The 468-nt window shown below is 71.4% G+C and carries 1 protein-coding gene; it reads left to right on the top strand.

Features of this window, described 5'->3' with window-relative positions; translation table 11 throughout:
• On the top strand, positions 1 to 468 hold a 468-nt coding region (locus ACTNAU_RS13300; protein ID WP_441098680.1), incomplete at both ends, for a hypothetical protein.

The raw sequence follows: 468 nt of genomic DNA, 5'->3' as shown, positions 1-468 counted from the left end.
GTGGACACCACCCAGCCGGGCAGCTTTGTGGTGGTCTGCACCGCCACCGACGCGGACGGGAACACCACCACCCTCTACCTGACCGACACCCTCATCGACCCGGACGCGCCGCCGGCGGTGGAGCGGCAGGAGGAGGGGACCCCGCCGGTGGGCCCGCCCTTTGACCCCCTGAAGCCGGTGCCCCAGCCGGTGATCAAGGAGGACCCGGAGACCGGGCGCTACCACGCCTATATCTACGAGCAGATCGCCGAGGGGGTCAGGGAGTCCGGGGCCTACGGCGGGAGCCTGACGGGGGAGGTGGCCCAGCAGATCTTCGCCGGGCGGTACGGGTTTGTGAGCCAGCAGGGGGACGGGGAGCTGACCCTCTCGCCCATCCGCGTGACCCAGGACGGCAAGGACGTGACGGCGGCGGGGTACGACACCGCCAAGCCGGGGAGCTGCGTCATCAGCCAGACGGCCACCGACAGC

It is taken from the genome of Bittarella sp. HCP28S3_D9 (assembly GCF_052065655.1).
Lineage (GTDB): Bacteria > Bacillota > Clostridia > Oscillospirales > Ruminococcaceae > Bittarella > Bittarella massiliensis.
This window is presented reverse-complemented; position numbering and strand designations above follow the sequence as displayed.